The 23,328-nt window shown below is 53.4% G+C and carries 24 protein-coding genes; 22 read left to right on the top strand and 2 right to left on the bottom strand.

The features are described 5' to 3' along the window. Positions 1-31 precede the first annotated feature (31 nt). The 14 genes from yceD (at position 32) to ptsG (ending at position 12,357) form a co-directional block, all read left to right on the top strand. On the top strand, positions 32-553 hold the full coding sequence (yceD, locus tag LZP96_RS01645; RefSeq protein ID WP_064325692.1) for a 23S rRNA accumulation protein YceD: 522 nt from the start codon (positions 32-34) through the stop codon (positions 551-553). Positions 554-569: 16 nt separating this feature from the next. Continuing rightward, positions 570-743 (top strand): 50S ribosomal protein L32, encoded by a 174-nt coding sequence (gene rpmF / locus LZP96_RS01640; RefSeq protein WP_003857964.1) that lies wholly within the window; start codon positions 570-572, stop codon positions 741-743. 79 nt (positions 744-822) lie between these two features. Continuing rightward, complete coding sequence (gene plsX / locus LZP96_RS01635; protein WP_087892583.1) at positions 823-1,857, top strand: phosphate acyltransferase PlsX; 1,035 nt, start codon at positions 823-825, stop codon at positions 1,855-1,857. A 6-nt stretch (positions 1,858-1,863) separates the two neighbouring features. Continuing rightward, positions 1,864-2,817, top strand: a complete 954-nt coding sequence (locus LZP96_RS01630) for a beta-ketoacyl-ACP synthase III (RefSeq protein ID WP_064325694.1) — start codon at positions 1,864-1,866, stop codon at positions 2,815-2,817. 15 nt (positions 2,818-2,832) lie between these two features. Next, a complete protein-coding gene (gene fabD / locus LZP96_RS01625) occupies positions 2,833-3,762 on the top strand; it encodes an ACP S-malonyltransferase (RefSeq protein ID WP_258925661.1) in 930 nt (309 codons plus the stop codon). Between the two features lie 12 nt (positions 3,763-3,774). Further along, a complete protein-coding gene (gene fabG / locus LZP96_RS01620; protein ID WP_064325696.1) occupies positions 3,775-4,509 on the top strand; it encodes a 3-oxoacyl-ACP reductase FabG in 735 nt (244 codons plus the stop codon). 154 nt (positions 4,510-4,663) lie between these two features. Further along, on the top strand, positions 4,664-4,900 hold the full coding sequence (gene acpP / locus LZP96_RS01615; RefSeq protein WP_003857954.1) for an acyl carrier protein: 237 nt from the start codon (positions 4,664-4,666) through the stop codon (positions 4,898-4,900). 91 nt (positions 4,901-4,991) lie between these two features. Next, a complete protein-coding gene (fabF, locus tag LZP96_RS01610) occupies positions 4,992-6,233 on the top strand; it encodes a beta-ketoacyl-ACP synthase II (protein WP_064325697.1) in 1,242 nt (413 codons plus the stop codon). Positions 6,234-6,354: 121 nt separating this feature from the next. Continuing rightward, positions 6,355-7,164: an aminodeoxychorismate lyase gene (gene pabC, locus LZP96_RS01605; protein ID WP_064325698.1), complete on the top strand. Its 810-nt coding sequence runs from the start codon at positions 6,355-6,357 to the stop codon at positions 7,162-7,164. Between the two features lie 2 nt (positions 7,165-7,166). Next, complete coding sequence (gene yceG, locus LZP96_RS01600) at positions 7,167-8,189, top strand: cell division protein YceG (protein ID WP_064325699.1); 1,023 nt, start codon at positions 7,167-7,169, stop codon at positions 8,187-8,189. After that, a complete protein-coding gene (gene tmk, locus LZP96_RS01595) occupies positions 8,179-8,820 on the top strand; it encodes a dTMP kinase (RefSeq protein ID WP_064325700.1) in 642 nt (213 codons plus the stop codon). The genes yceG and tmk overlap by 11 nt, the downstream gene beginning before the upstream one ends. Then, a complete protein-coding gene (gene holB / locus LZP96_RS01590; protein WP_064325701.1) occupies positions 8,817-9,821 on the top strand; it encodes a DNA polymerase III subunit delta' in 1,005 nt (334 codons plus the stop codon). The genes tmk and holB overlap by 4 nt, the downstream gene beginning before the upstream one ends. 10 nt (positions 9,822-9,831) lie before the next feature. Beyond that, entirely contained in the window at positions 9,832-10,626 is a 795-nt protein-coding gene (locus tag LZP96_RS01585; protein WP_064325702.1) for a metal-dependent hydrolase, read from the top strand. A 297-nt stretch (positions 10,627-10,923) separates the two neighbouring features. Then, complete coding sequence (ptsG, locus tag LZP96_RS01580) at positions 10,924-12,357, top strand: PTS glucose transporter subunit IIBC (protein WP_064325703.1); 1,434 nt, start codon at positions 10,924-10,926, stop codon at positions 12,355-12,357. A 57-nt stretch (positions 12,358-12,414) separates the two neighbouring features. Here ptsG and fhuE read toward each other — a convergent pair whose 3' ends face one another. Next, positions 12,415-14,604 (bottom strand): ferric-rhodotorulic acid/ferric-coprogen receptor FhuE, encoded by a 2,190-nt coding sequence (fhuE, locus tag LZP96_RS01575; protein WP_064328101.1) that lies wholly within the window; start codon positions 14,602-14,604, stop codon positions 12,415-12,417. Positions 14,605-14,956: 352 nt separating this feature from the next. Here fhuE and hinT point away from each other — a divergent pair, with 352 nt between their 5' ends. From hinT to LZP96_RS01535, 8 genes are all read left to right on the top strand, one after another. Next, the gene (gene hinT, locus LZP96_RS01570) at positions 14,957-15,316 is read left to right on the top strand and encodes a purine nucleoside phosphoramidase (RefSeq protein ID WP_064325704.1); all 360 of its coding nucleotides are present in this window, start codon (positions 14,957-14,959) and stop codon (positions 15,314-15,316) included. A gap of 1 nt (position 15,317) precedes the next feature. Next, the gene (locus LZP96_RS01565) at positions 15,318-15,692 is read left to right on the top strand and encodes a YcfL family putative periplasmic lipoprotein (protein WP_064325705.1); all 375 of its coding nucleotides are present in this window, start codon (positions 15,318-15,320) and stop codon (positions 15,690-15,692) included. A 13-nt stretch (positions 15,693-15,705) separates the two neighbouring features. Next, positions 15,706-16,353 carry a penicillin-binding protein activator LpoB gene (gene lpoB / locus LZP96_RS01560; protein WP_087892680.1) on the top strand — a complete coding sequence of 216 codons (648 nt, stop codon included), beginning with the start codon at positions 15,706-15,708 and terminating at the stop codon, positions 16,351-16,353. Beyond that, complete coding sequence (gene thiK, locus LZP96_RS01555; protein ID WP_064325707.1) at positions 16,334-17,161, top strand: thiamine kinase; 828 nt, start codon at positions 16,334-16,336, stop codon at positions 17,159-17,161. Before lpoB ends, thiK begins: the two co-directional genes overlap by 20 nt. Before the next feature lie 11 nt (positions 17,162-17,172). Next, on the top strand, positions 17,173-18,198 hold the full coding sequence (gene nagZ, locus LZP96_RS01550; protein WP_064328102.1) for a beta-N-acetylhexosaminidase: 1,026 nt from the start codon (positions 17,173-17,175) through the stop codon (positions 18,196-18,198). A 34-nt stretch (positions 18,199-18,232) separates the two neighbouring features. Next, positions 18,233-18,775 (top strand): alpha/beta hydrolase YcfP, encoded by a 543-nt coding sequence (gene ycfP / locus LZP96_RS01545; protein ID WP_064325708.1) that lies wholly within the window; start codon positions 18,233-18,235, stop codon positions 18,773-18,775. Positions 18,776-19,011: 236 nt separating this feature from the next. Further along, entirely contained in the window at positions 19,012-20,316 is a 1,305-nt protein-coding gene (locus tag LZP96_RS01540) for an NAD(P)/FAD-dependent oxidoreductase (protein WP_064325709.1), read from the top strand. A gap of 176 nt (positions 20,317-20,492) precedes the next feature. Continuing rightward, a complete protein-coding gene (locus tag LZP96_RS01535; RefSeq protein WP_087892585.1) occupies positions 20,493-21,032 on the top strand; it encodes a glycine zipper 2TM domain-containing protein in 540 nt (179 codons plus the stop codon). Between the two features lie 59 nt (positions 21,033-21,091). On the opposite strand, the gene LZP96_RS01530 is transcribed toward LZP96_RS01535, so the two are convergent. Then, the gene (locus tag LZP96_RS01530) at positions 21,092-23,287 is read right to left on the bottom strand and encodes a TonB-dependent siderophore receptor (RefSeq protein ID WP_064325711.1); all 2,196 of its coding nucleotides are present in this window, start codon (positions 23,285-23,287) and stop codon (positions 21,092-21,094) included. Positions 23,288-23,328 lie beyond the last annotated feature (41 nt).

Here is a 23,328-nt window from a genome sequence, read left to right as displayed (position 1 = left end):
TATGACGTTACAAAGTTAATATGCGCGCCCTATGCAAAAGGTAAAATTACCCCTGACTCTTGATCCGGTCCGTACGGCTCAAAAACGCCTCGATTACGAAGGTATTTATACTTCCGATCAGGCTGAGCGTATCGCCGAATCTGTGGTCAGTGTGGACACTGATGTAGAATGCTCCATGTCGTTCGCTATCGACAACCAGCGCCTTGCCGTTTTAACCGGTGATGCAAAGGTGACGGTAACGCTCGAATGTCAGCGTTGCGGGAAACCGTTTGTGCAACATGTCCACACAACATATTGTTTCAGTCCGGTTCGTTCTGATGAACAGGCTGAAGCACTCCCGGAAGCGTATGAGCCGATTGAGGTTAACGAATTCGGTGAAATCGATCTGCTTGCATTGGTTGAAGATGAAATCATCCTCACCTTGCCTGTAGTTCCGGTGCATGATTCTGAACACTGTGAAGTGTCCGAGGCGGACATGGTCTTTGGGGAATTGCCTGTTGAAGCGCAAAAACCCAATCCATTTGCCGTATTAGCCAGCTTAAAGCGTAAGTAATTGAGGAGTAAGGTCCATGGCCGTACAACAGAATAAACCAACCCGTTCCAAACGTGGCATGCGTCGTTCCCATGACGCGCTGACTGCAGTTACCAGCCTGTCTGTAGACAAGACTTCTGGTGAAAAACACCTGCGTCACCACATCACTGCTGACGGTTTCTACCGTGGCCGCAAGGTAATCACTAAGTAATCACGCGCAAGCGTGATGAAGCTTAGTGAGGATTTCCCCAGGCAACTGGGGAAACACCAAACCAGGCAGTGACGACACCTTGACACGTCTAACCCTGGCGTTAGATGTCATGGGGGGAGATTTTGGCCCATCCGTGACAGTGCCTGCAGCTTTGCAGGCACTGAATTCTAATTCGCAACTCACACTTCTTTTAGTCGGTAATCCCGACGCAATCACGCCATTACTCGCAAAAGCTGACTTCGAACAACGTTCACGTCTGCAGATTATTCCTGCGCAGTCAGTTATTGCAAGTGATGCCCGGCCATCGCAAGCCGTGCGTAACAGCCGCGGAACGTCCATGCGGATCGCGCTGGATCTGGTTAAAGAAGGGCGCGCGCAAGCGTGCGTCAGCGCGGGGAATACCGGCGCGCTGATGGGGCTGGCTAAATTATTGCTCAAACCTATTGAGGGTATTGAGCGTCCGGCGCTGGTGACGGTATTGCCTCATCAGCAAAAGGGCAAAACGGTGGTGCTCGACCTGGGCGCTAACGTCGATTGTGACAGTACCATGCTGGCGCAGTTCGCCGTGATGGGATCGGTGCTGGCAGAGGAAGTCGTCGGGATAAAAAACCCTCGCGTCGCGTTATTAAACATCGGTGAAGAAGAGACCAAAGGTCTCGACAGTATTCGCGAGGCGGCGGAAATTCTGAAATCCGTCCCCTCGATCAACTATATTGGATATCTTGAAGCCAACGAGTTGCTGACCGGAAAAACGGATGTGCTGGTATGTGATGGTTTTACCGGCAACGTGACGTTAAAAACGATGGAAGGGGTGGTAAGGATGTTCCTTTCTCTGCTGAAATCGCAGGGAGAAGGGAAAAAAAGGTCCTGGTGGCTGATTATTTTAAAGCGTTGGTTACAAAAAAGCCTGACGCGGCGATTCAGTCACCTCAACCCCGACCAGTATAATGGCGCCTGTCTGTTAGGATTGCGCGGCACGGTGATAAAGAGTCATGGTGCGGCCAATCAGCGAGCGTTTACCGTCGCCATTGAACAGGCAGTGCAGGCGGTGCAGCGACAAGTCCCCCAGCGGATTGCCGCTCGCCTGGAATCTGTATTAGCAAAAAGTGACTGAGCGTACATGTATACGAAGATTTTAGGTACCGGCAGTTATCTGCCAAAACAAGTGCGTACCAACGCCGATCTGGAAAAAATGGTTGATACATCTGACGAGTGGATTGTCACGCGCACAGGTATCCGTGAACGCCGTATCGCCGCGCCAGATGAAACGGTTTCTACCATGGGCTACGAAGCGGGTCTTCGTGCTCTGGAGATGGCCGGTGTCGATAAAGAAGAGATCGGGCTGATCATTGTCGCAACGACCTCTGCGACGCATGCATTTCCAAGCGCTGCCTGCCAGATTCAGGGCATGTTGGGCATTAAAGGGTGTCCGGCGTTTGACGTTGCTGCCGCGTGTGCAGGTTTTACCTACGCGCTGAGCGTCGCAGATATGTACGTAAAATCCGGTGCGGTAAAATATGCTCTGGTGATCGGCGCGGACGTTCTGGCTCGTACGTGCGATCCTGCCGATCGTGGAACCATTATTATCTTTGGTGACGGCGCGGGTGCGGTTCTGTTGGGTCAGTCTGAACAACCCGGCATCATCTCGACGCATTTACACGCTGACGGTAGCTATGGTGAGCTGTTAACGCTGCCAAATGCCGATCGCGTTAATCCGGATAACCCAATCCACCTGACAATGGCCGGTAACGAGGTCTTTAAGGTCGCGGTAACTGAGCTTGCCCACATTGTGGATGAGACGCTGGCGGCCAATAACCTCGATCGTTCCGCGCTCGACTGGCTGGTTCCGCATCAGGCGAACCTGCGTATCATCAGTGCGACCGCGAAAAAGTTAGGCATGTCGATGGATAACGTTGTGGTGACGCTCGATCGTCACGGCAATACTTCTGCGGCATCGGTACCCTGCGCGTTTGACGAAGCGGTACGCGATGGGCGAATCAAACGGGACCAGCTGGTCTTGCTTGAAGCCTTCGGTGGCGGTTTCACCTGGGGTTCCGCGCTGGTTCGTTTTTAGTATAAGGATTAAAACATGACGCAATTTGCTTTCGTCTTCCCGGGACAGGGATCTCAGGCTGTTGGGATGTTGTCAGACATGGCAGCAACCTACCCGATCGTGGAAGAGACTTTCCGTGAAGCTTCTGATGCTCTGGGTTACGATCTTTGGGCGTTGACGCAACACGGTCCGGCAGAAGAGCTGAACAAAACCTGGCAAACTCAGCCTGCATTGTTAACGGCTTCCGTCGCGCTGTGGCGCGTCTGGCAGCAGCAGGGCGGTAAAGCACCTGCGATGCTGGCGGGCCATAGCCTGGGCGAATACTCTGCGCTGGTCTGTGCGGGCGTCATCGCCTTTGCCGATGCAGTACGTCTGGTCGAAATGCGGGGCAAATTCATGCAGGAAGCCGTGCCAGAAGGCACGGGCGGGATGTCTGCCATCATCGGTCTGGATGACGCGGCGATTGCGAAAGCCTGTGAAGAGTCCGCTGAAGGTCAGGTTGTTTCACCGGTTAACTTCAACTCGCCAGGCCAGGTGGTTATCGCCGGTCATAAAGAAGCGGTTGAACGTGCTGGTGCCGCCTGTAAAGCAGCAGGCGCTAAACGCGCGCTGCCGCTTCCTGTCAGCGTGCCGTCTCACTGTGCTCTGATGAAGCCTGCTGCCGATAAACTGGCCGTTGAGCTTGAAAAAATCACCTTTAACGCACCGACCCTTTCCGTTGTGAATAACGTCGATGTGAAATGCGAAACTGCGCCAGAGGCTATTCGCCACGCGCTGGTTCGTCAGCTTTATAGCCCGGTTCAGTGGACCAAAACCGTTGAGTTTATGGCATCACAGGGCGTTACGCATCTTTATGAAGTCGGTCCAGGGAAAGTCCTCACCGGTCTGACAAAACGTATTGTTGACACCCTGACTGCCTCGGCGCTTAACGAGCCGGAAGCCCTGTCAGCGGCTCTCTCGCAATAAAAGAGGAATACCATGAGTTTTGAAGGAAAAATCGCACTGGTAACAGGCGCAAGCCGCGGTATTGGCCGTGCCATTGCTGAAACACTGGTTGCGCGTGGCGCGAAAGTGATTGGTACAGCTACCAGCGAGAACGGCGCACAAGCCATTAGCGAATATTTAGGTGCGAACGGTAAAGGTCTGATGTTGAATGTGACCGATCCTGCATCTATCGAATCTGTTCTGGAAAATATTCGCGCAGAATTTGGCGAAGTGGATATTCTGGTAAATAATGCCGGTATCACTCGCGACAACTTGCTGATGCGAATGAAAGATGCTGAGTGGGACGATATCATCGAAACCAACCTGTCATCTGTATTCCGTCTGTCAAAAGCGGTAATGCGAGCTATGATGAAAAAGCGTCATGGGCGTATTATCACTATCGGTTCTGTGGTCGGTACCATGGGAAATGCTGGTCAGGCTAACTACGCTGCGGCGAAAGCGGGTCTGATCGGTTTCAGTAAAGCCCTGGCGCGTGAAGTTGCGTCCCGCGGTATTACTGTAAACGTTGTTGCTCCGGGTTTTATTGAGACGGACATGACGCGTGCGCTGACCGATGATCAGCGTGCGGGTACGTTGGCGGCTGTTCCAGCAGGACGCCTTGGCGATCCGAAAGAAATCGCCAGCGCGGTTGCATTTTTAGCTTCTGACGAAGCGGGTTACATCACTGGTGAGACCCTCCACGTCAACGGCGGGATGTATATGGTTTAACCACGATGAAAAATATTTGCGTTATTAGGGCGAATGGCCTCAGAATAACGTAAAATCGTGGTAAGACATGCCGGGATTTAGTTGCAAATTTTTCAACATTTTATACACTACGAAAACCATCGCGAAAGCGAGTTTTGATAGGAAATTTAAGAGTATGAGCACTATCGAAGAACGCGTTAAGAAAATTATCGGCGAGCAGCTTGGCGTTAAGCAGGAAGAAGTTGTGAACTCCGCTTCCTTCGTTGAAGATCTGGGCGCAGATTCTCTTGACACCGTTGAGCTGGTAATGGCTCTGGAAGAAGAGTTTGATACTGAGATTCCGGACGAAGAAGCTGAGAAAATCACCACCGTTCAGGCTGCCATTGATTACATCAACGGTCACCAGGCGTAAGTGAACATCTCCAGGCGGTCATTCGACCGCCTGAGTTTTATCTTTTTTAGTCCCACGAAACTCTTTTTTTATCCCTCCCTGGAGGACATACGTGTCTAAGCGTCGTGTAGTTGTGACCGGACTTGGCATGTTGTCTCCTGTCGGCAATACCGTAGAGTCCACCTGGAAAGCTCTCCTTGCCGGTCAGAGCGGCATCAGCCTAATCGACCATTTCGATACTAGCGCCTATGCAACGAAATTTGCTGGCTTAGTAAAGGATTTTAACTGTGAAGAGATCATCTCGCGCAAAGAACAGCGCAAGATGGATGCCTTCATTCAATATGGAATTGTCGCTGGCGTTCAGGCCATGCAAGATTCTGGCCTGGAAATTACGGAAGAGAACGCTACCCGCATTGGCGCCGCTATTGGCTCCGGGATTGGTGGTCTTGGCCTGATCGAGGAAAACCATAGCTCTCTGGTTAATGGTGGCCCGCGCAAGATCAGCCCGTTCTTCGTTCCGTCTACGATTGTTAACATGGTGGCCGGTCATTTGACCATCATGTTCGGTCTGCGTGGCCCAAGCATTTCCATCGCGACCGCCTGTACCTCTGGTGTGCATAACATCGGTCAGGCCGCGCGTATCATTGCCTACGGCGATGCGGATGCCATGGTCGCAGGTGGTGCGGAAAAAGCCAGTACGCCGCTGGGCGTAGGGGGCTTTGGCGCAGCACGTGCATTGTCGACCCGCAACGACAATCCTCAGGCAGCCAGTCGTCCATGGGATAAAGACCGTGATGGTTTTGTTCTGGGTGACGGTGCAGGCATGATCGTACTCGAAGAGTATGAACATGCGAAAAAACGCGGCGCGAAAATTTATGCTGAAATCGTTGGTTTCGGTATGAGTAGCGATGCCTACCACATGACGTCGCCGCCAGAAGACGGCGCGGGTGCTGCGCTGGCCATGGTGAACGCAATTCGCGATGCCGGTATCGAGCCAGGTCAGATTGGCTACGTTAATGCGCATGGCACCTCGACGCCTGCGGGCGACAAAGCAGAAGCTCAGGCCGTTAAATCCGTATTTGGTGATGCTGCAAGCCGTATCATGGTCAGCTCAACCAAATCGATGACGGGTCACCTGTTGGGCGCGGCGGGTGCAGTAGAATCTATCTACTCTATCCTTGCACTGCGCGATCAGGCTGTGCCGCCAACCATTAACCTGGATAACCCGGATGAGGGTTGCGATCTGGACTTCGTGCCACACGAAGCGCGTCAGGTCAGCGGTCTGGACTACACCCTGTGTAACTCCTTTGGCTTTGGTGGAACTAACGGTTCTTTGATCTTTAAAAAGATCTAAATCGTCTGGCCATCACAGTGTTTAAAAAGGTCCGCTTGTCGGGCCTTTTTTATTCGGTTTTCTTCCCTTGTCCACCGTGATCCTTCCTGCCAAACTATCCCGCTACGACTAAGGAGTGACCATGTTTTTGATCAATGGCCATGAGCAGGATTGTCTTGCTGCGAACGACAGGGCAATTCAGTTTGGCGACGGATGCTTTACCACCGCGCGAATTGTGGAAGGAGAGATCGATCTTCTTCCCGCCCACCTGCATCGATTGCGAAAGACCTGTGAAACGCTTCTTATCCCTTTCACGGCGTGGTCGACGCTGGAAAACGAGATGAAACGCCTGGCCGCCGGTCATGCACAGGGCGTACTGAAGGTGATACTCAGCCGGGGCAGCGGCGTGCGCGGGTACAGCGCGTCTGACTGTCTGCATCCCACGCGTCTTCTCTCTGTTTCGGCTTATCCTGCACACTACGAACGCTGGCGCAGGGAAGGTATCACACTGGAATTGAGTCCTGTCCGCCTTGGTCGTAACCCGATGCTTGCGGGTTTGAAGCATCTTAATCGTCTTGAACAGGTGTTGATCCGTACTCATCTTGAGCAGTCAGCGGCGGATGAAGCCCTGGTGGTTGACAGCGAAGGGTTCATTACGGAATGCTGTGCGGCTAATTTACTGTGGCGACAGGGTAATGATGTCTTTACACCACGCCTGGATCAGGCTGGCGTAAACGGCGTCATGCGCCAGTTTTGTATGCAGAAGCTGGCACACTCTGGCTTTCGTGTTGTCGAAGTCAATGCGCGCATTGAGGCACTGGACGCTGCCGAGGAGGTAGTGGCCTGCAATGCGTTGATGCCCGTTGTACCGGTACGTGCTTGTGGCAACCTGCGCTTTTCATCGCGTACGTTGTTCCAGTTTTTGGCCCCACTGTGTGAGCAAACCAGATAGTCATGAAAAAAATGTTGCGCTTTGTCCTCTTACTCATTGTCGTGCTGGCGATTGCCGGCGGCGTCGGGATGTGGAAAGTTCGTCAGATGGCGGACAGTAAAATCCTGATTAAAGATGAGACCATATTCTCGCTGAAACCAGGGACCGGACGGCTCGCCCTGGGGGAACAACTTTATGCGGATAAGGTGATCAATCGTCCCCGCGTCTTCCAGTGGTTGCTGCGCGTCGAACCCGAGCTATCCCATTTTAAAGCCGGAACCTATCGCTTTACGCCAGGTATGACGGTGCGTGACATGCTTGAGCTGCTGGAGAGCGGTAAAGAGGCTCAATTTCCGCTGCGTTTTGTCGAAGGGATGCGCCTGAGCGATTATCTCAAACAGCTCCGCGATGCGCCTTATATCAAACACACCTTAAAAGACGATCGCTACGCCACGGTGGCTGAGGTGCTGTCCCTTGAACATCCGGAGTGGGTAGAAGGCTGGTTCTGGCCAGATACCTGGATGTATACCGCCGGAACAACCGATGTATCAATCCTTAAGCGGGCCCATAAAAAGATGTTGGCCGCGGTCGAGACGGCCTGGGAAGGACGTGCAGAAGGGTTACCCTACAAAGATCAGAATCAATTTGTGACCATGGCGTCCATTATTGAGAAAGAAACGGCGGTCGCCAGCGAGCGCGATCGGGTGGCCTCTGTCTTTATCAACCGTCTGCGCATCGGCATGCGGCTGCAAACCGACCCGACGGTCATTTACGGAATGGGCGAAAGCTATACCGGCAAAATCACGCGTAAGGATCTGGAGACGGCAACCGCGTATAATACCTACGTGATTAACGGGTTGCCGCCGGGTCCGATTGCGACACCGGGCCAGGCATCGCTGGATGCCGCAGCGCATCCGGCTAAAACACCGTATCTCTATTTTGTGGCGGATGGTAAGGGAGGGCATACCTTTAATACAAACCTTGCCAGCCACAATCGCTCTGTTCAGGACTATCTGAAAGCACTTAAGGAAAAAAATGCGCAGTAACTACATCGTCATTGAGGGGCTGGAAGGCGCCGGGAAAACCACGGCGCGTAACGTGGTTGTTGAGACACTCAAAGCGCTGGGCATTGCCGAGATGGTGTTTACCCGCGAACCTGGCGGTACCCAGCTTGCGGAAAAACTGCGAAGCCTGGTGCTCGACATCAAATCCGTCGGCGATGAAGTTATCAATGATAAAGCCGAAGTGCTGATGTTTTATGCTGCCCGCGTTCAGCTCGTTGAGACGGTCATCAAACCGGCACTGGCGAAAGGGCAGTGGGTCATTGGCGATCGCCACGATCTCTCCACCCAGGCGTATCAGGGAGGAGGGCGTGGTATCGATCAAACCATGCTGGCGACCCTGCGCGATGCGGTGCTGGGTGATTTTCGCCCCGACCTGACGCTCTATCTGGACGTTACGCCAGAAATCGGTCTTAAACGCGCGCGTGCCCGGGGCGAACTGGATCGCATAGAACAAGAGTCTTTCGATTTCTTTAACCGCACCCGCGCGCGTTATCTCGAACTGGCCGCACAGGATTCGTCGATTCGCACGATTGATGCCACGCAGCCGCTTGAAGCCGTCACCCTCGCGATTCGTGAAACCGTGACGCGCTGGTGGCAGGAGCAAACGGCATGAAATGGTATCCATGGCTGCGTCCGCACTTTGATCAGCTGATCGCCAGCTATCAGGCCGGTCGGGGGCATCATGCGTTACTGATTCAGGCTTTGCCCGGCATGGGTGAAGACGCGCTGATTTACGCGATCGCCCGTTTTTTGATGTGCCAGCAGCCACAAGGACAAAAAAGCTGTGGCAAATGCCGGGGCTGTCAGCTGATGCAGGCGGGCACACACCCGGATTACTACCGGCTCGAACCCGAGAAAGGGAAAAGTACTCTGGGAATTGATGCGGTACGCGATATCAGTGAAAAACTGTATGAGCATGCGCGCCTCGGCGGAGCGAAAGTTGTGTGGCTGAGCGACGCGTCGCTTCTGACGGAAGCGGCGGCGAACGCCCTGCTAAAAACCCTTGAAGAGCCGCCGGAAAAAACCTGGTTCTTTTTATCCTGCCGCGATCCGGGACGGTTACTGGCAACCTTACGCAGCCGCTGTCGTCATCACCACGTGGCGGTGCCTCAGGAAACCTGGGCATTAAGCTGGCTACAGCGTGAAGTGACAGCGTCACAAGAATCGGTTCTGGCCGCGTTGCGTCTTTGCAGCGGTGCGCCCGCAGCGGCACTGGAACTGCTGCAAAAAGAGGCGTGGTCACACCGAATGCAGCTGTGCGGTGCCGTGGAACAGGCGATCAACAGCCGCGACTGGCTAAGCGTGTTGAGCGTGCTTAATCACGATCGGGCCCCCGAGCGTCTTCACTGGCTGGTCTCTTTATTGCTGGATGCGATGAAACTCCAGCAGGGCGCCACGCTGGTCTCTAACGTTGATGTCTGGCCACTGGTGAATACGCTGGCAAACGCGCTGCCAGGCGCAACGCTACGCGCTATGGTTCACGAAATATGCCTCAGCCGCGAACAACTTCTGACGGTAACCGGTCTGAATCGCGAGCTTGTGCTCACCGATCTGTTACTGCGTATCGAACATTACCTGCAATCAGGCACGGTTCTGCCGGCCTCCCATCTCTGAGAGAGACATTATGTTTTTAGTCGACTCACACTGCCATCTTGATGGCCTGGATTATCAATCGCTGCATAAGGATGTGGATGATGTGCTGGCGAAAGCCGCCAGCCGTGACGTTAAGTTTTGTCTGGCCGTGGCGACAACGCTGCCGGGATATCGCAGCATGCGCGAACAGGTAGGGGTGCGCGACAACGTGGTCTTTTCCTGCGGAGTACACCCGTTAAACCAGGATGAAGCATACGAGCCGGAAGACCTTCGCCGTCTGGCCGCGGAGGAGGGCGTGGTAGCCATGGGTGAAACCGGACTGGATTATTATTACACGCCGGAAACCAAACCCCGCCAGCAGGAATCCTTCCGCCACCATATCCGCATCGGACGCGAGCTGAATAAGCCGGTTATTGTCCATACGCGTGATGCTCGCGCCGATACGCTGGCGATCCTGAGCGAAGAAAAAGTGACGGATTGCGGTGGCGTACTACACTGTTTCACAGAAGACAGAGAAACGGCGGGAAAATTGCTGGATATGGGCTTTTATATCTCCTTTTCCGGCATTGTGACGTTTCGTAATGCTGAGCAAATCCGGGACGCGGCACGTTACGTTCCGCTCGATCGCATTCTGGTCGAGACAGATTCTCCTTATCTGGCGCCGGTACCGCACCGCGGGAAAGAAAACCAGCCTGCCATGACAAGAGATGTCGCTGAGTATATGGCCGTATTGAAGGGTGTCAGTATTGAAGAACTGGCCCGCGTGACCACTGAAAACTTCGCCAGCCTGTTCCATATCGACCCCGCCCGCCTGCAATCTGTCTGATAGGTCTCTTTTTTTTAGGCTCGTAATTAATAAACAAAGCGAGTAGAGTTCACCGCCTCATTTGGGGCGGTGATGAAGTTTTTGGACACATCCGGACATGCTTTTTGTAAATAACTGAAAGTTTTTCGACCGTCTCGAGCTGAAACGTGATAGCCGTCAAACAAACCCGGAGTGATTTATTTTACTCTGTGTAATAAATAAAGGGCGCTTAGATGTCCTGTCCACGGCGCGGTTCTCCCCCCGGGCCAATGCGTGAAAACGTAAAAAAAGCACAAATACTCAGGAGCACTCTCAATTATGTTTAAGAATGCATTTGCTAACCTGCAAAAGGTCGGTAAATCGCTGATGCTGCCAGTATCCGTACTGCCTATCGCAGGTATCCTGCTGGGCGTCGGTTCTGCAAACTTCAGCTGGCTGCCAGCCGTAGTCTCTCATGTGATGGCCGAAGCAGGCGGTTCTGTTTTTGCTAACATGCCGTTGATCTTCGCTATCGGTGTTGCACTGGGCTTCACCAATAACGACGGTGTCTCTGCACTGGCATCAGTAGTGGCTTACGGCATCATGGTGAAAACCATGGCTGTGGTTGCGCCTCTGGTCCTGCACTTACCGGCTGAAGAGATCGCAGCGAAACACCTGGCCGATACCGGTGTTCTCGGCGGTATCATCTCGGGTGCGATTGCGGCGTATATGTTTAACCGCTTCTATCGTATTAAGCTGCCTGAGTATCTGGGCTTCTTCGCTGGCAAGCGCTTCGTCCCGATCATCTCTGGTCTGGCGGCTATCTTCACCGGCGTGGTGCTGTCCTTCATCTGGCCACCCATCGGCTCTGCAATCCAGACCTTCTCTCAGTGGGCCGCATATCAGAACCCGGTAGTGGCGTTCGGTATCTACGGTTTCGTTGAGCGTTGCCTGGTGCCATTTGGCCTGCACCATATCTGGAACGTTCCTTTCCAGATGCAGATTGGTGAATACACCAACGCAGCCGGTCAGGTATTCCACGGTGATATTCCACGTTACATGGCGGGCGACCCAACGGCAGGTAAACTGTCTGGTGGCTTCCTGTTCAAAATGTACGGTCTGCCAGCGGCTGCGATCGCTATCTGGCACTCTGCAAAACCAGAGAACCGTGCAAAAGTGGGCGGCATCATGATCTCCGCAGCGCTGACCTCGTTCCTGACCGGTATTACCGAGCCAATCGAGTTCTCGTTCATGTTCGTTGCGCCGATTCTGTACGTTATCCACGCGATTCTGGCGGGTCTGGCGTTCCCAATTTGTATTCTGTTGGGTATGCGTGACGGGACATCCTTCTCGCACGGTCTGATCGACTTTATCGTCCTGTCGGGTAACAGCAGCAAACTGTGGCTGTTCCCAATCGTCGGTATTTGCTATGCGATCGTTTACTACACCATCTTCCGCGTGCTGATCAAAGCACTGGACCTGAAAACACCAGGCCGTGAAGATGCAACGGAAGACAGCAAATCAACCGCGACCAGCGAAATGGCCCCGGCACTGATTGCAGCCTTCGGTGGTAAAGACAACATCACTAACCTGGACGCGTGTATCACTCGTCTGCGTGTGAGCGTGGCTGACGTGGCGAAAGTTGACCAACCTGGCCTGAAAAAATTGGGCGCAGCGGGTGTGGTTGTTGCGGGTTCGGGTGTTCAGGCAATCTTCGGAACGAAATCCGATAACCTGAAAACCGAAATGGATGAATACATCCGCAGCCACTAAGTTGTGACCTGGGGAGACTAAGGCAGCCGAATGGCTGCCTTTTTTATTGTCGATACATCAGAACTGATAGCTTGCGGTCACGCTCACGTTACGCGGTTCACCGTAGACCAGTGAACCCTGAACGTTAGTGTCGTACGTCTTATCAAACAGGTTATTCAGGTTACCCTGCAGGGAGAAATTCTTCGTGACCTGATAACGGGTGAAAAGGTCGACGAGCGCATAACTGCCTTGCTCGGCTCGCCAGGTGCCGTAAGCAGTGGCAACGTCGCTATATACCCGGTTCTGCCAGGTTACCCCGCCGCCAACCGTTAACGCAGGCACGGTCGGCAGGCGATAGCGGGTGAACAGTTTAACGCTGGTCCGCGGCAGATTTGGATTCACCGCTTTACCCTCGCTATCTTCTGCGACGTAGCGGGTCGCGCCAAAGGTCATCTGCCAGTTATCGGTCAGCGCCCCGTTGATTTCGAATTCCACCCCTTTGCTCACGGTTCCATCGACACCTTCATAGGCAGTATCGCTGGTGCCCGGAATAATCCGGCCCGTGCTCTGGCCCAGATTATCCTGTTCGATACGGAACAGGGCGAGCGTGGTCGTCAAACGGCTGTTCATCCAGTCAGATTTCAGACCCACTTCATAGTTATTACCGGTAATCGGCGCCAGATATTTTCCACTGCTGTCGCGGTAATTTTGCGGCTGGAAAATAGAGGTATAACTGCCGTAAGCAGACCAGTTCTCGTTGATGTCATATACCAGCCCGGCGTAAGGCGTGGTGTGGTTTTTCTCCATACCATAAGTCATGGTATCGACACGCCAGTTGGTATAGCGCGCGCCAAGAATGAGATGCAGCGGGTCGGCAAGGGAAATACGGGTCGCCGCGTAGAGCGACTTCATATAGGTCTTGTCATCCTGCGCCAGCGCCTGGGAGCCCCAGTTGGTTTCCGGGAAATTACCGTCATAGTCATAGAAACTGCCCAGCTCATCAGGGAAGACGTTAGACCACGAGTTCGTGTACCGGTTGGTCTGGCGGCTATAGCTTGCGCCGATCATCATGGTGTGCTGACGATCAAAAAGCTCGTAACCGCCGTCGGCAAAGAGATCGACCGCGTCAACCTTACGCTTGCCACTGTTCCATCCCGTCCCGCCTATGTAATCGTAGCCCGGGCCATAATTCACATACGGGCCTGTCAGCATTCCCGTGTTCTTGTCGACGAGCGCGTCAAGATACATCGCCTTGCTGTCAAATTTCGCTTCAGTATGGGTGGCGTTTAAGGTGGCCTGCCAGTTTTCGGCAAAGCGTTGCTTCAGGGTGACGAAGAACTTGTTGAACTCTTTATCATTGTAAGCCCAGTCAGGGGCCGTGCTGTGGGCACGGTCATAATGTCTGACGCTCCCGTCCGTGTTCCAGCGCGGCAGGCCGCCCCAGGTCTGATTGTTCACATCAATTCGCTGGTACTCATAACCCGCGGCGAGCGAGGTGGTGTCGCCCAGGTCGGCGTCAAGGATCCCTGAGAAGAACGTTTTCTTCTGGTTGTAATTGTCCAGCCAGGAGTCGTTATCCTGGTAACCCGCCACGATACGCCCGCGCACATTGCCATCAGCGGTCAACGGGCTTTGCATATCCATGACGTAACGTTGTTTATTCCAGCTACCGTATTCGGCCGAAAGGTTACCTTTAAACTCGCGGCTGGTGGCGTGCTTACGCACCATATTGATGGCCGCAGACGGGTTACCTGTCCCGGTCATTAAACCATTTGCGCCGCGAACGACCTCTACGCGCTCGTAAAGGGCGGTATCCGAGAGCGCATCACCCAAATTCCATCGCGACTCAAAATAGGTCGGGATGCCATCGATCATATAATTATCGATTTCAAAACCACGCGAGTAATAGCTGCTGCGATCGGAATCAGCCGTACTTTTGCTGATCCCCATCGTGTTATCCATCACATCGCCCAGCGTCTGAAGCTGTTGATCTTCCATTCGCTGCTGACTCACGATAGTCACTGACTGAGGAATATCGCGCTGGACCATCTGCATTTTCGTGCCAACGGTCGTGGTTTTTACGTTGTAATCCTGTGCTTCACTGTCCTGGCCGGACTGAGAGGATCCGTCGACAAGCAGCGTCTCTTCGCTTGTCGGCGCGGCAAAACTCATGGCTGGCATCAATGCCATAGCAATACAGGCTGCCAGCAACGAAGGTGTTGCGACAGGCTGACGTTGCCCATCCCTGGTATGAATAATGAAAGACATCATCAAACCCTTTCTGAATGAAATGTGAATGGTGTGCCTCCGTACCCTTTAAACGGCCGGAAGTCGTTATCTATGTTGGTAATGCGCATGGAAATGCAAATGCGAAATATACGCATTGTGATTAAGCCTGTAAACAGACGTTTCGGTGGGAAGTGAAATATTGTTTCAGGGCGAAAAGGGGAGGAGAAGCGGTGAAGAGTGTACTAATTGCACGATAAGGAAAGAAATCGAGGGATAAGGTTGAAAGGTCAGGAGAATCTCGCTCATACTCTTGTGTCGTGTCACAAACGCGATGCATGGAACGTGTTATCGCCTGGCGTGCCACGCCAGATTAACTAAAAAGGAAAACGTCATGGCTGAAGAAACGATTTTCAGTAAAATTATCCGTCGCGAAATTCCGTCGGATATCGTGTATCAGGACGAGCTGGTCACGGCTTTTCGCGATATTTCGCCTCAGGCACCGACACACATCCTCATCATTCCCAATATTCTGATTCCGACCGTTAACGACGTGAAACCCGAGCACGAACGGGCATTAGGCCGTATGCTGACGGTAGCCGCTAAAATTGCGCAGCAGGAGGGGATAGCAGAAGACGGTTACCGTCTGATCATGAACTGCAATCTTCATGGCGGCCAGGAAGTTTACCATATTCATATGCATCTGCTTGGCGGCCGTCCGCTGGGGCCTATGCTGGCGCACAAAGGTCTTTAATATGCTTAAAGGACGTATCGCTGTTCTGGCACTCACTATCCTGATAGCAGGCTGCAGTTCGCGTCCGGCTATTCCGGTGAGTGATGAGCAGACGCTGGTGATGGAGTCGTCGGTGCTGGCGGCGGGGATCACCGCTGAAACGCCGTCACTGACCATCAGTGACATTCAGCCATCGGCGTCCTCACGGCTTTATAACGAACGAAATGAACCTATTACCGTACATTATCGCTTTTACTGGTATGACGTAAGAGGTCTTGAGATGCATCCGCTTGAGGCGCCGCGTAACGTGACTGTCCCGGCGAATTCGTCGGTCACGCTTTACGGTAGCGCCAACTATCTGGGTGCACATAAGGTCAGACTTTATCTTTATTTGTGAGGGGTGAACCTTGATTAAAAATCTTAGCCGCTACGCGCTCGTGACGGCATTTGCGCTTTTCCTGTCCGGGTGTATTACGCGTACTGAACAACAGCCTGCACCCGTCGATGAAGCCAAACCGGGTACAGAGCAACCTGTTCCGCCTGGTCAGCCGGTGCCAACCGTGCCATCAGTGCCTACGATCCCGGCTCAGCCAGGCCCGATTGAACATCCGGACCAGACTTCACAGCCTGCGCCACGCGTTCGTCATTATGACTGGAATGGCGCGATGCAGCCGATGGTGGGCAAAATGTTGCAGGCTCAGGGCGTGACGGCAGGGAGCGTTCTGCTGGTAGACAGCGTCAATAACCGGACTAACGGCACGCTGAACGCCGGCGAAGCCACTGAAACGCTGCGCAATGCCCTGGCGAATAACGGCAAGTTTACGCTGGTTTCCGCTCAGCAGTTGTCCATGGCGAAACAGCAGTTAGGTCTCTCTCCGCAGGACAGCCTCGGCACGCGCAGTAAAGCGATCGGTATCGCCCGCAACGTGGGCGCGCAGTACGTCCTTTATTCGAATGCCACGGGCAATGTGAATGCGCCATCGCTGCAAATGCAGCTGATGCTGGTGCAGACAGGCGAGATTATCTGGTCAGGTAAAGGTGCCGTTACACAGCAATAAAAAGATGACGCGCGAGGCGATCCTTGCGCGCTATTTTCCCCGGTATCGCCTTATCGCGCCGCAAACCCACGCCGGGTTTAGCGGCGCGAGTTGCATTATTGAACGGGAGGGGCAGCGCAAGGTCTTGCGGCACCACCACGATGCTGCTGTTCCCGCTTTTCACTTTCGTCGCCAGTTTCGCGCCCTGCAGCGTCTGCCGAACAGTCTGGTTCCTGAACCCTGTTTCTTTGCTCACGGCTGGATGGCGGTGGAGTATCTTCCCGGTGAGGTCAAAAGCGTGCTGCCGGCAACGCCAACGCTTGCCGGCATGCTGTATCATCTCCACCGACAACCCCGTTTAGGCTGGCGTATCACGCTGTTGCCGCTGCTCGACTATTACTGGCAGCAGGCAGAACCTGCCCGACGCACCGTGCAGTGGCTAAGATGTCTTAAGCGTCTGCGGCAACAACGCGAGCCACGGCCTCTGCGTCTGGCTCCCTTGCATATGGATGTCCATGCCGGAAATATCGTGCATACCCGGGCAGGCGAAAGGTTGATTGACTGGGAATATTGCGGTGATGGCGATGTGGCGCTTGAACTGGCCGCCGTCTGGATGCCAACCGACGAGGCAAGACGGTTGCTTGTGCAGGCCTATGCCGATATTGCCAGCATCCCGGAGGCATTGCTGCAAAAACAGGTCAGGCGCTGGCGTCCCTGGGTATTGATGTTAATGGCCGGATGGTTCGAGCTGCGCTATCAGCAAACGGGCGATAAACAATTTATTACGCTGGCGGATGACGTCTGGCGTCAGTTACAAACTAAAGGATAAGAGAGGTGGGTGTGGGTCCGGTAATGTTGGATGTAGAAGGGTATGAACTGGATGCAGAAGAGCGTGAAATACTTGCGCATCCGCTGGTAGGCGGACTGATTCTGTTCACCCGCAACTATCACGATCCCGCGCAGCTGCGTGAACTGGTGCGGCAAATTCGCGACGCGTCGCATCATCGTCTGGTGGTCGCCGTCGATCAGGAAGGCGGGCGCGTACAACGTTTTCGTGAGGGCTTTACGCGTCTGCCTGCTGCGCAATCTTTCGCGGCGCTCCTGGGCGCTGAAGAGGGCGGCAAGCTGGCGCAGGACGCAGGTTGGCTGATGGCCAGTGAAATGATTGCGATGGATATCGATATCAGTTTTGCCCCGGTGCTGGATGTCGGACATATCAGCGCAGCGATTGGCGAACGTTCTTATCATGCCGATCCGCACATCGCCCTGGCAATGGCGACGCGTTTTATTGACGGCATGCATGCGGCAGGGATGAAAACCACAGGGAAACATTTTCCTGGACATGGCGCGGTGACGGCTGATTCACATAAAGAAACGCCACGCGATCCGCGCCCGGAAGAGGTCATTCGGGCTAAAGATATGTCGGTGTTTCGTTCGTTGATTACCGACAATAAGCTGGATGCCATCATGCCCGCGCATGTTATCTACAGTGAGGTTGATCCGCGTCCGGCCAGCGGTTCACCGCACTGGTTAAAAACCGTTTTAAGACAAGAACTGGGTTTCAACGGCGTGATTTTCTCCGACGATCTGTCGATGGAAGGGGCGGCGATCATGGGCAGCTATGCCGAACGGGGCCAGGCTTCGCTGGACGCCGGTTGCGATATGATCCTCGTCTGTAATAATCGTAAAGGTGCAGTTAGCGTGTTAGATAACCTGTCGCCGATCAATGCTGAACGTGTTACACAATTGTATCATAAAGGAACATTTGGCCGTCAGGAGTTGATTGATTCAGCGCGCTGGAAGGCGATCCACACAGAGCTTGAAGCCCTGAATGAACGCTGGCTGGCACATAAAGCGGGCCAATAACCCCTCTCGTAAGACGTAGCGTGGTGAGGATACGATGATCATTTATTTGCACGGTTTTGATTCGAACAGTCCGGGTAATCATGAAAAAGTGCTGCAGCTGCAGTTTATCGATCCGGATGTCCGGCTGATTAGTTACAGCACCCGACACCCCAAGCATGACATGCAGCATCTGCTCAAAGAAGTGGATAAAATGTTGCAGCTGAATGTTGATGACCGCCCGCTCATTTGCGGTGTGGGTCTGGGTGGGTACTGGGCTGAGCGTATTGGTTTTTTGTGCGATATCCGCCAGGTCGTGTTTAATCCAAACCTGTTCCCCAACGAGAATATGGAAGGCAAGATTGACCGGCCTGAAGAGTATGTTGATATCGCGACCAAATGCGTGAGTAACTTCCGCGAGAAGAACCGTGACCGCTGTCTGGCTATCCTTTCACGTCATGACGAGGCGCTGAGCAGTCAGCGATCGGCTGAGGTGTTGCATCACTTCTATGAAATTGTCTGGGATGAAGAACAAACCCACAAATTCAAAAGCATCTCACCGCATCTTCAGCGTATAAAAGCCTTCAAAACGCTGGGTTAACTCCCGTCGTTTCGTCCTCAGGCCCGGCAGCGAAAGCTGGCCGGGCCTTCTCTTTGCTACAATTGGTTAAATTACACCCACCAAAACTTGATTCACATCAATTTTGGTATGACCAATGCGCCTTGCATGTTATTCTCAATGCACCTGAATGGTTTCAGTGCTGTAACCTGTTGTTAATTAAGGGTTATTTTTATAACGTTTAATTAACAATTGGTTAATAATTTGAGGGGGTCACGTTGACTACACCATTGAAAAAGATAGTGATTGTGGGTGGCGGTGCAGGCGGCCTGGAGCTGGCGACGCAACTTGGCAAAAAGCTGGGACGCGGTAAAAAAGCCAAAATTACCCTGGTCGATCGTAACCACAGCCATCTGTGGAAACCCTTACTGCATGAAGTGGCAACCGGTTCGCTGGACGAAGGTGTGGATGCGCTGAGCTATCTGGCGCATGCGCGCAATCACGACTTCCAGTTCCAGTTGGGTTCCGTAGTGGATATCAATCGCGAGAGCAAAACGCTGACGCTGGCCGAACTGCGCGATGATAAAGGTGAACTGCTGGTACCAGAGCGTAAAATCGCGTATGACACGCTGGTCATGGCGCTGGGCAGTACCTCCAATGATTTCAACACCCCGGGTGTTAAAGATCACTGTATTTTCCTGGATAATCCGCATCAGGCGCGCCGTTTCCATCAGGAAATGCTTAACCTGTTCCTCAAGTACTCCAATAACCTTGGTGCGAACGGCAAGGTCAACATCGCCATTGTCGGCGGGGGCGCCACGGGCGTTGAGCTTTCTGCAGAACTGCACAATGCGGTTAAACAGCTGCATAGCTACGGTTATAAAGGGTTGACCAACGAGGCGTTAAACGTGACGTTGGTTGAAGCCGGCGAGCGTATTCTGCCTGCCTTACCGCCGCGTATATCCGGTGCCGCCCATAACGAACTGACCAAAATGGGCGTGCGCGTGCTGACCCAAACCATGGTCACGAGCGCGGATGCGGGCGGTCTTCACACTAAAGAAGGCGAATATATCCAGGCCGACCTGATGGTTTGGGCGGCAGGGATTAAAGCACCTGATTTCATGAAAGATATCGGCGGACTGGAAACGAACCGCATTAATCAGCTGGTGGTTGAACAGACGCTGCAGACCACACGCGATCCGGATATCTACGCCATTGGCGATTGTGCTTCTTGCGCGCGCCCTGAAGGTGGTTTCGTGCCTCCGCGTGCGCAGGCCGCTCATCAGATGGCCAGCCTGGCGCTGCATAATATTCTGGCGCAGAACAAAGGTAAGCCACTGAAAGCCTATGTTTATAAAGATCATGGTTCTCTGGTGTCGTTATCAAACTTCTCCACCGTGGGCAGCCTGATGGGTAACCTGATGCGCGGTTCGATGATGGTAGAAGGGCGCATTGCCCGCTTCGTCTATATCTCGCTCTATCGTATGCATCAGGTGGCGCTGCACGGTTATTTTAAAACCGGCTTAATGATGCTGGTGGGCAGTATCAACCGCGTCATTCGTCCACGTCTTAAGCTGCATTAATCATGAGCCCCGCCTGACCTGGCGGGGCGCATTTCTCCTTTCGCGCCTTTAACGTAAGAGTTCTCTGAAACGCGCTGTCACCTCCCTTATAACCGGTTTTTTGATCCTTATTCTGATTGGCGAAATCACACCTTGATTGCAGAATTGTTTCCAATAGCAACAAAGGAGGAACTCCCGTGAATAAATCTATGTTGGCGGGTATCGGTATTGGCGTCGCGGCGGCATTAGGTGTGGCAGCAGTAGCCAGTCTCAATGTACTGGATCGTGGTCCACAATATGCGCAGGTCGTCTCTGCGACACCGATTAAAGAGAGCGTGAAAACGCCTCGTCAGGAATGCCGTAACGTTGCCGTCACGCATCGTCGTCCGGTGCAGGACGAAAACCGCATCGCAGGTTCTGTATTAGGTGCGGTAGCCGGTGGGGTGATTGGTCATCAGTTTGGCGGCGGCCGCGGTAAAGATGTTGCCACCGTAGTCGGTGCACTGGGCGGCGGCTATGCCGGTCATCAGGTCCAGGGCGCTATGCAGGATAACGATACTTACACGACGACTCAGCAGCGTTGCAAAACGGTCTATGACAAGTCAGAGAAAATGCTGGGTTACGACGTAACCTACAAAATTGGCGATCAGCAGGGAAAAATCCGTATGGATAAAGATCCCGGCACGCAAATTCCTCTCGATGGAAATGGTCAGCTGGTCTTGAATAACAAAGCGTAAAAAAGCTGTTCTCATAATTTGGCTCCTCATCGCTCAGGCTGAGGAGCCTTTTTTATGGCTTAAAAGGTTAACGCATAGTTAAGGCCAAAGGTCCGTCCACGGCCTTTGTATTCGTAAAGGGCAGCGTTGCCATAGGTTGGGCTGTACAGCAACGGCGCGCGCTGGCCCCACAGGGTGGTGTACTCTTTGTCCAGCAGGTTCTCAATACTGAATGACAGCTTCCCAAGCGGCAGCTGATAGCTTCCCAGGAAATCAACGGTATTATAGCCGTCCAGCTTGTTGCCGGTGGCATCGCTCAGATCGAAGGATTGCTGCGTCTGAATGCGTAGTGACCATGGCTCAGGCGCCCAGCCGATATACGCTGTGGCTTTCGACGGTGAGGCCTGGGTGACATCCCATTTTTCCCAGGACCCGTCCGTTTTGATTTCAGATTTCAGGACGTTAAAGTTCCCGCCCAGACTCCATTCGCTGTCCGGAATGAAATAATCCACTGCGCCTTCCGCGCCATAAATGCGTCGTTCTTGCGGATTGACATCGATGGTCATATCGCTGCGGTTGATATCAATGGATTTATCGGACAGTGAATAATAAAGCGCGATCTGCGTGCGCAGGTGGTTGCCGGTAAAACGCCAGCCAAGCTCCCAGGAGTTAACCTTGATCCCTTCAAGCTTTGCATCACCCGGATTGACGCTTTTACCCAGCGCCAGATGGCCTTGTGCATCTGCTGGAGCATAGGCACCATTGCCGTAATATTTACCCGGGTCGGGCAATTCCACACCCTGAGAGAAACTAAACCAGACCTGCTGACGCTCGGTCAGGTGTGCCAGGATCCCGGCGTTAAAGAGAACGTTATCGTAGTCGGTCTTCCCGCCTGGAATAGCATCAGCAGAAGCGGCTTTACCGTTGGCAATGGCCTGCTGCTGCGCATAGCCAATAAAGTCATCGACCCGGTTTTCAGTCCACTGATAGCGAACGCCGCCGCTCAGGGTGAAAACGTCGTTAATGTCATAGCTGTTTTGCAGGAATGGCGCGACGTTAGTGATGCTGTAGCCCGGATAACGCCCGGTGGAGTAGATCGACTGATTATTCATGCCGCCGGACGGGACCGATTTATTCAGGTCGAAGAACATCTGGTTAGCGTTAAAGGTTTCATGATCGGCATCCAGCCCCCACGTGACCTGCCAGCCATCAAGCGGGGTGCTGTTCAGCGTCAGTTTGGCACCGTACTGATCGGTATTCTGTTCTGAGGCAGCAAAGCTGGTGACCTTTTTATTTTTGTCGACGGTCGGGAACGGATAGAACCGCAGCGACTCATCGCGGTAGTAGATCTGTCCAACCAGCTCCTGACCCAGGAAATCGGTATCGGAATACTGCATGCTGATGAGATGACGTTCAGTGCCCGGTATGCGATCGGAGCGAAAACCCTGTTGCGTTCGCGCTGTGCCATTTCCCGTTACGGCGCTCATGTTTTTATCCAGATAGAGTCCGTAGTCATCATCACCCTGGCTTTTATAATATTGCGTCACCACCTGCAGCTGGCGCGTGTCGTCAATCTCCAGCGTACCGGTTCCCATCACGTCTAGGCGATCGGAATGCTGTAGACCGGTCTGGGTATTATCGAAGGTGAGTGCATCCCCGTTTCCGTCGTACCAGCCGCCAAATTGCTGATAGGCAACTGAAAGACGACCTGAGGCGTGGTCGTTACCGCCGCTTACGGCTGCGGCAACGCGCTCATCACGGTCACGACTGTTGTTAAAGCCACTTTTGCCTCCCAGCTCTAAATCAACCTGCGGGTCAGGCTGGCCTTTTTTTGTCACGATATTGACAATCCCGCCGGTACTTCCTCCGCCATATAACGCGGTTGAACCCGAGATGACTTCAATATGTTCAATGTTAAAGGGATCGATGGCATCCAGCTGGCGGCTGTCGGTGCGTGACGAATTGAGTCTCACCCCGTCGATTAACACGACAATGGAGCGCCCGCGCATGTTCATACCATAGTTAGTGCGCCCCTGGCTGCTGACGTCCATGCCGGGAATTAACTGGCCGAGAATATCTTTAAACTCCTTCCCACCCTGAACCTGCTGCTCAATTTCCTGGCCTTCAATGATCCACGTGGTCTGCGCCATTTCCGCCACCGTGCGATGGCTACGGTTGGCGCTGACCACTAAATTCTCTTCCTCAGTTTGTTCAGCATAAAGCGGCAGGGCGATTGCCAGCAGCACCGGATTGAGCACCCAGAGGCTCTTTTTCATCATCATTCCTTATTGAGCTGTCGCTCTTTTTTTATAGGCAG

It is taken from the genome of Huaxiibacter chinensis (assembly GCF_022171985.1).
Classification (GTDB): domain Bacteria; phylum Pseudomonadota; class Gammaproteobacteria; order Enterobacterales; family Enterobacteriaceae; genus Enterobacter; species Enterobacter chinensis_A.
The sequence above is the reverse complement of the archived record's forward strand: the minus strand, read 5'-3'. Positions and strand labels throughout refer to the sequence as shown.